The following is a 6,707-nucleotide window of genomic DNA, read 5'->3' as shown; positions in this document are numbered from 1 at the left end:
TCATCATTGGCCAGTCGACAAAGCTAATTAATACCTGAACACTATTCTCTGTTAAGGATATTATATCATACTCTGAAACGTATGTTCGATTAAAAGATTAAAAAATAGGCAATTCATCACGTCCTTAAAAGAACGTGTTTCCTTGCCCGTTTATAAAAAATCTTCCCGGAAATTTTTGGGAAGATTTTAAAATATATTATCGACTAGCCTTCGTACTTTTCACCCTTGGTGCTCTTACTCAAGTCCACTTTGTCTAACGGGATAATGTGTGTCCGGTAACGAATCTTGTAGTAGAAGAACAGGATCAAGAACAGTGGCACACTCATGTAGGTAATCAGGATATTGGACCAATCAAGCTTCGCAAAGGCATCAACGTTTTGCCCACAAATAACGATGATGCACAAAATAAAAGCGAAGATTGGCCCAAATGGGTACAGGGTGGCGTGGTACTTCAGTTCGTTAACCGAGTGACCCTGGGCAATGTAAGCCCGGCGGAAGCGGAAGTGCGAGATGGCGATTCCCAGCCAGGCAATAAAGCCACACAAACCAGAGGCGTCCGTCAGGTATACGTAGGCCTGGGGAACAATGAACTGGGTAGCAAAGGCCAACGTTGAAATAACCATGGTAAATACCAAGGCATAAATTGGGATTCCCCGCCGGTTAACGTAGCCAAGAAAGCGCCATGCGTATCCCTCCCGGGCCTGAGAATACAGCATCCGGGTTGAGGCATAGAGCCCTGAGTTGGCGGCAGAAATAACGGCGGTTAAGATAACCGCGTTCATGATGCTGGCCGCTACTGCTAAACCAGCCCGCTTGAAGATAATCGTGAACGGACTCATCGTAATATTTTGAACGTTTGAGTTCATCAGGTTCTTGTTAGTGTACGGCAATACACAGGCAATGACAAAGATTGCCAAGATGTAGAATAGCAGGATCCGCCAGAAGGTAGAATGGATGGCCTTAGAAATCGACTTCTCAGGCGTTGCCGCTTCCCCGGCCGTAATACCGACCAGTTCCGTCCCCTGGAAAGAGAACCCGGCAACCAGGAACACGCTAATAATGGCGGGAACCCCACCAACAAATGGGGCCTGCTTGTAATGGAAGTTTGAAAGGACCACTGGCTTACCGCCCATGATTCCAAAAATAATTGCAATTCCAACAACCAGGAAGAAAATAACGGTAATGACCTTTACAAGGGCCAGCCAGTATTCCGTTTCTCCATAGGAACGAACCGACAACCAGTTAATCAAAAAGATCAGGGCTAAGACGATGGTGCTGAATACCCAGCTAGGAACGTGGGGTAGCCAGAAGTTCATCACAATTCCGGCACTGGTGACGTCAACCGGGATGGTAATCGCCCAGTTAAACCAGTAATTCCACCCCATCGCAAAACCGAGAGCTGGGTCCACAAACTTCGTTGAGTATGCAGAGAACGATCCCGTTAGCGGCATATAGGTTGCCATCTCACCAAGACTAGTCATCAAGAAGAAAACCATGATTCCCATGATGACATAAGCCGTTAGAGCTCCACCAGGTCCGGCCGTCGAAATTGCCGAACCACTAGTGATAAATAGCCCGGTCCCAATGGTTCCCCCAAGGGCAATCATTGACAGGTGCCGAGTCTTTAATGTTCGTTTAATGTGGCCAGTCGAATGCTGGTTCTGTGTCTCTTCTGCCATTAAATAAATCCTCCAAACAAACAGATTTTGAAGAGGGTAATTAAAAAGTCTGCTAACGGCCCATCCCGTTAGCAGACTCAATTAACTTCTTAATTATTGAATCACTCGTTGGAAGCGCCCCGCGGTAAATCCGCGACAGTCCATAACCTCTTAAGCCATGACCCAACAAACTGAAAAATAAGTTCCAGCCTGTTTCGGCGTTTTTCCCTTCCACTCACTGGTCCAGTGCTTATTCACCTCACAGCGGCTACTATTGAAAAACGCAACCTCTTCATTTTGTAAAATATTATACTCTGATTAACTCCGAGTGCAAGCGGGCCTTCGCCAGATTAACCGCTTACCTTCCCGGCCAGTTAGCCGAAAACCAGAATTTTTCAAGACGTGCTGGGAGCGCTCATTGTCTTCATCGGTGGTGGCCACGATTGCCAGTGGGGTCCCATCCAAGAAGCCCCGCAAGGCCTCGGTCATGACCCCCTGCCCCCATACGGACCGACGTTCAAGGTAACCAATCTCACATTCATTGGTTAAAAGCGTCGGGTTAGTCTGGTCGGCGGTAATGAGGCCTAACAATTTAGTTGGGTCCTCCTTCTGATAAATACCAAACACTTGGACCGCTTGTAAAAACATTTTAATCTCAAAGCTGCTTGCCGGTAATGACGTGAAGCTGATATGGGCAGCGTCCAATAACTCTGGATCAGCCAGCACCTGGGCAACCTGGTGGTCATTATCGGTAATCAGTGGTTTAACTATTAGTCTCTTTGTCTCTATCATGAATATTTCCCGGGCAATAAAAAAGGAGTTGTAACTAGGTCACAGCTCTTTTCTTGTTTCATTAAATAATCGAATCTTCTAACATTGGAATCCGTTGCAGGCGCGGCGCCCAAGCAACGTACAGCCATTCAGCAACCTGGAGCCATGCATACGCCAGCAACATTGCCCCAATCGTATCGAAAGGCCAGTGGGCGTACAGGTAAACTCGCGAAATTGCCAAGAAGAAAATAGCAAATACTAATAAGATCTGGCAAATAGTCCGCACCGACTGCCGCTGGATCAACGGCAAAACCACTAATAAGAGAATTGCCGCAATCAAAAAGATTCCTAAAGTATGACCACTTGGGAAACTATAACCGTCATCAGTTGGGAGATGCTGCGAAGGTCGGGCCCGCTTAACAATGTGCTTAAAGACCCCGCCAAAGAAGTCCCCACCGATCAACGTGCAGACCGACCAAATTGCGGGAATCTTACATTGCCTCAACCATAGAAAAACGGCAATGATGATCACCCAGATGATATCCATCTTCGGGCTAGCAATAAACGACAAGAAGGTCATCAAGGCGTGGAACCAGCCGATGCCTTCAAGGCGCTGGCTGGTGAAAAGTGATTGCAGGACGGCGTCCATCATCGTTGCTACCGAAGAATTAAACTTGATCAATAGCAATAAGATGATAAAGAAGCCTCCACTAAATGCAAATCGACGCCAGCGATGATTATCGCGTTTAATAAACATATATGATTACTCCTAATTTTAATTTTTAGCAATTATTTTGAGTATACCACAAGTCAAATTACTCGCGCAGCGCTTTGTTAAAAAAACAAGCGGGAAAGACAATTGCCTCCCTCGCTTGAATTCTCCTTATTTAATAAAAATATTATGGGCCGCCTTGTAGGACACGTTGATTTTCTTGTCACTGCCATCCTTTTCAATGACAATTGGTCCCTCGAACGGTTCGTGACGGATAACCTTGACTGTTTCGGAAGGACGCAGTTGCAGTTCTTCTAGGTAAGTCAACAGCTCGTGATTATCTAAGAAGCGCTCTAATTCGACCTCTTCACCATCCTCGGCATCAGCTAATAAGCGGTGACTGACGTCAGGGAACTTGCCGTTAGCTGAAGGAATAACCCCACCGTGGGGGCAGTGTTTGGGGTGCTGTAAATAGTCATCTAAGGCGGTTGCCAATCGATCGCTCGTCTGGTGCTCCAGAATTTCTGCTTCTGAGTGAACATCCGCAAAGTTGTAATTTAACTTATCCACTAAGAATGTTTCCCATAGCCGGTGCTTTCGCACTAATTCTGCCGCATACTTTTGGCCCTTTGCTGTCAATGAAATTCCGGCGTATGGTTCGTGAACAACGAGCCCCTCGTCGGCCAACTTGGAAATCATTTCGGTCACTGAACCAGCAGCAATTCCTAATCCTAATGAAATTTCCTTGTTGGAAACTTTCTTATGACTACCGCCGAGCTCAAAGATGATTTTCAAGTAATCTTCCTTCATTGGAGTCAATCTAGTTCACCTCTCAATAAATTTTTTGGCCTTCGAACGGTCATAACACAATAACTCGATATTGAATATATTACGATTATAGCATAATATAAAACCGAGTAGTTTGGATTGCCTAACTTTTTCGTTAGCTACAATCATTCATTTTAATACAATATTATTAAAAATTGCAATCAATATGCAGAGGAGCATTCAGTAATAATGAAAGAGAGAATCACGGGGCAACGTTTCCTAGCCGTTACCCTGCTAAATGTCTTAATCACAGTCGTTGAAATTATCGGGGGGCTGATTTCTGGTAGTCTAGCCCTGCTTTCCGACGCCTTTCACAATATGGGCGATTCCTTTTCCATCATTTTAGGTTATTTTGCGCAGCAAATCGGTGGCCGGCCAGAAACCCGGAAAAGTACGTATGGTTACCGGCGGTCGGAAATCCTCTCAGCCCTTACCAACAGTCTCTTATTGGTAATTATTGCCATCTTCTTAATTGGTAAGGCCATCCAACGGTTAAGTCATCCCCAACACATTAACGGGACAATTATGATGGTTGTCGCCATTGTCGGGCTTGTCGCCAACTTCCTATCCGCCGCCCTCCTTCATTCCGGCAGTCATGACAATTTAAACGTCAAGGCAACCTACCTCCACGTTCTGAGTGACGCCCTTTCGTCGGTTGCCGTTATCATCGGCGGAATCATCTTGATCTTTGTCAACGTTCCGTGGTTAGACCCACTCCTAACTATTGCGGTTGCTATTTACATTGCTTACGAATCACTGCCAATTATCAACCAGACCATTCGGATTCTGATGCAGTCGTCGCCCGACCTCGACTACGAGGCGATTGCTAAAGACCTGACAAGCATTGACGGCGTCGATGCCGTTCACCACGTCCATGCGTGGATGATTGATGAACACCACATCATCTTTTCTGCCCACCTCAACTGCGAGGATAAGCCCCTCAGTCAGATTGAACAGATTTACTCCCAGGTGGAAAAGCTTTTACGCGAAAAGTATGGAATTTGCCACATCACTCTCCAAGCAGAGTGTAGCCGTGGCAAAGGCGAAGAGCTCTTTAACACCGTTGCTGACGAACGGGAAATGATCAATGATCATCACATTAACAAATAAATCTAATTACAAAAGAAGCTGGCGAGAAACCATTGTTTTCTCCCAGCTTTTTTGTATAGGTATAAATACTAATTTATTTTAGAACAACTTACCGACACCGTAGTGGATGGTAATTGTAATCAACCCAATGATAATGTTTCGAATAACCGCAATCTTGACTAAACCGTTACCGAGCTTTGAACTGATAAACGCTGTTAGAGCACTTGTTAAAATAACCGCCAGAATAACGGCAATCCACTTGTCGGCTTCGGGGGCAAAAGTCATTGCCATCAGCGGGGAAAGTCCCCCCGCAGCAGCCGAGAATAAAGACGAAAAAGCGGCGTCCCACGGGTTCAGGTAGTGCCCTAACTCGATATCATACTTAACCCGGACAACTGTTTCAAGCGGCTTCTTCTTTAATAGATCACGAGCAATGGCCATTGAGGTTTCGGGACTAACTCCTTTATCAACGTAGTACTTTTGAACGGCGGCCAGTTCGCCTTCAAAATCGGTCTTCAATAATTTTTCTTCATGGGCAACCGCAGATTTTTCGGTATCCTTTTGGGTAGAAACGGAGGCATATTCCCCAGAGGCCATCGAAAAGGCACAGGCAAGCAGATCTGATAAACCAGCAATGAAAATTGTAAAACGGTCTGTCGTTGCGGCGGCCACGGAAACCAGGACCCCAACAACCGTTAAAATACCGTCATTAGAACCTAAAACACCGGCACGGAGGGTATTCAGTTTTTCTTCCATCGTTTGCTTTTGACGCTTTTTCCACATTTCCATCAAAAATCATCCCCCTAACGTGCAAATAACTGACCAATCACGAAAGTAACACCCATCGTGAGCAGGCCAGCAGCGGCGTTTCTAATCATTGACTTAACGCGGTTCGACTTTCCGAGGACTGCCGCAAAGTAACCGGTAATCAGCGACGAAATTAAAACCGCCACCATGGTAGCAATTATCCGGACATTGGCAGGTGCCATCGTTACCGCCACCATTGGTAGAATCGACCCGGTTGGAAACGATATGAAAGAAGCAATGGCTGCTGCATATGGGCTAGTAAAGTCCTGGGGATTAAAGCCATACCGTTCTTGAACAGCCGTCCCAAGCGAATCTTTTTTCATTAATTCAGTGGTTGCTTGGTGAGCTAGCTTTGGATCAATATTTTGCGCTTCATACTTTTTTTGAACATAATTAAATTCTTGTTGGTACTGGTCGTCAAGCCGTTGCCGTTCGCTAATTAACGCCATCTTTTGTGAATCCTTTTGGGTGGACACAGAAACGTATTCTCCCATACACATGGAAATCATCCCCGCAAGACTACCCGATAGTCCAGAAATCAAAATTGAATAGGCATTACTCGTCGCTGCAGCAACACCGATAACAATTCCGGCAACTGAAATAATGCCATCATTAGCTCCCATTACACTTGCACGGAGGACATTGACCTTCTGAGCTAATGACATCTTTTTCTTTGGCATATTTCTTCCTCCTTCGCGCCAGTTTAGAATCATTATAACATAATAATTGATATCTTCAAATGTTTTATTGAATTTATGCTTTGCAGATTAGAATCGTTAAAAGTCAAATAATCGAGTAGGAGGTAATTGATTAGTTCAATTACCGACCTCTCACACCACCGT

The 6,707-nt window shown here is 45.3% G+C and carries 7 protein-coding genes and 1 riboswitch; of the genes, 1 reads left to right on the top strand and 6 read right to left on the bottom strand.

Annotated elements, in window-relative coordinates:
• Window positions 1-203: 203 nt before the first annotated feature.
• The 4 genes from FD32_RS07230 to FD32_RS07215 form a co-directional block, all read right to left on the bottom strand.
• The gene (locus FD32_RS07230) at window positions 204-1,679 is read right to left on the bottom strand and encodes an amino acid permease (protein ID WP_047768733.1); all 1,476 of its coding nucleotides are present in this window, start codon (window positions 1,677-1,679) and stop codon (window positions 204-206) included.
• Between the two features lie 104 nt (window positions 1,680-1,783).
• Window positions 1,784-1,959: riboswitch (Lysine riboswitch) on the bottom strand.
• A 17-nt stretch (window positions 1,960-1,976) separates the two neighbouring features.
• Window positions 1,977-2,450, bottom strand: a complete 474-nt coding sequence (locus FD32_RS07225; RefSeq protein ID WP_047768735.1) for a GNAT family N-acetyltransferase — start codon at window positions 2,448-2,450, stop codon at window positions 1,977-1,979.
• A gap of 61 nt (window positions 2,451-2,511) precedes the next feature.
• On the bottom strand, window positions 2,512-3,186 hold the full coding sequence (locus FD32_RS07220; RefSeq protein ID WP_047768737.1) for a phosphatase PAP2 family protein: 675 nt from the start codon (window positions 3,184-3,186) through the stop codon (window positions 2,512-2,514).
• Between the two features lie 126 nt (window positions 3,187-3,312).
• A complete protein-coding gene (locus tag FD32_RS07215) occupies window positions 3,313-3,960 on the bottom strand; it encodes a metal-dependent transcriptional regulator (protein WP_047768739.1) in 648 nt (215 codons plus the stop codon).
• 198 nt (window positions 3,961-4,158) lie between these two features.
• Between FD32_RS07215 and FD32_RS07210 the strand changes: the two genes are divergently transcribed.
• Window positions 4,159-5,079: a cation diffusion facilitator family transporter gene (locus FD32_RS07210; protein WP_047768741.1), complete on the top strand. Its 921-nt coding sequence runs from the start codon at window positions 4,159-4,161 to the stop codon at window positions 5,077-5,079.
• Window positions 5,080-5,157: 78 nt separating this feature from the next.
• Here FD32_RS07210 and FD32_RS07205 read toward each other — a convergent pair whose 3' ends face one another.
• Window positions 5,158-5,847 (bottom strand): VIT1/CCC1 transporter family protein, encoded by a 690-nt coding sequence (locus FD32_RS07205; protein WP_420323853.1) that lies wholly within the window; start codon window positions 5,845-5,847, stop codon window positions 5,158-5,160.
• A 14-nt stretch (window positions 5,848-5,861) separates the two neighbouring features.
• Window positions 5,862-6,545, bottom strand: coding sequence for a VIT1/CCC1 transporter family protein (locus FD32_RS07200; RefSeq protein ID WP_047768743.1), 684 nt, complete (start codon window positions 6,543-6,545; stop codon window positions 5,862-5,864).
• Between the last annotated feature and the right edge of the window lie 162 nt (window positions 6,546-6,707).

This window comes from Limosilactobacillus panis DSM 6035 (assembly GCF_001435935.1).
GTDB lineage: Bacteria > Bacillota > Bacilli > Lactobacillales > Lactobacillaceae > Limosilactobacillus > Limosilactobacillus panis.
The sequence above is the reverse complement of the archived record's forward strand: the minus strand, read 5'-3'. Positions and strand labels throughout refer to the sequence as shown.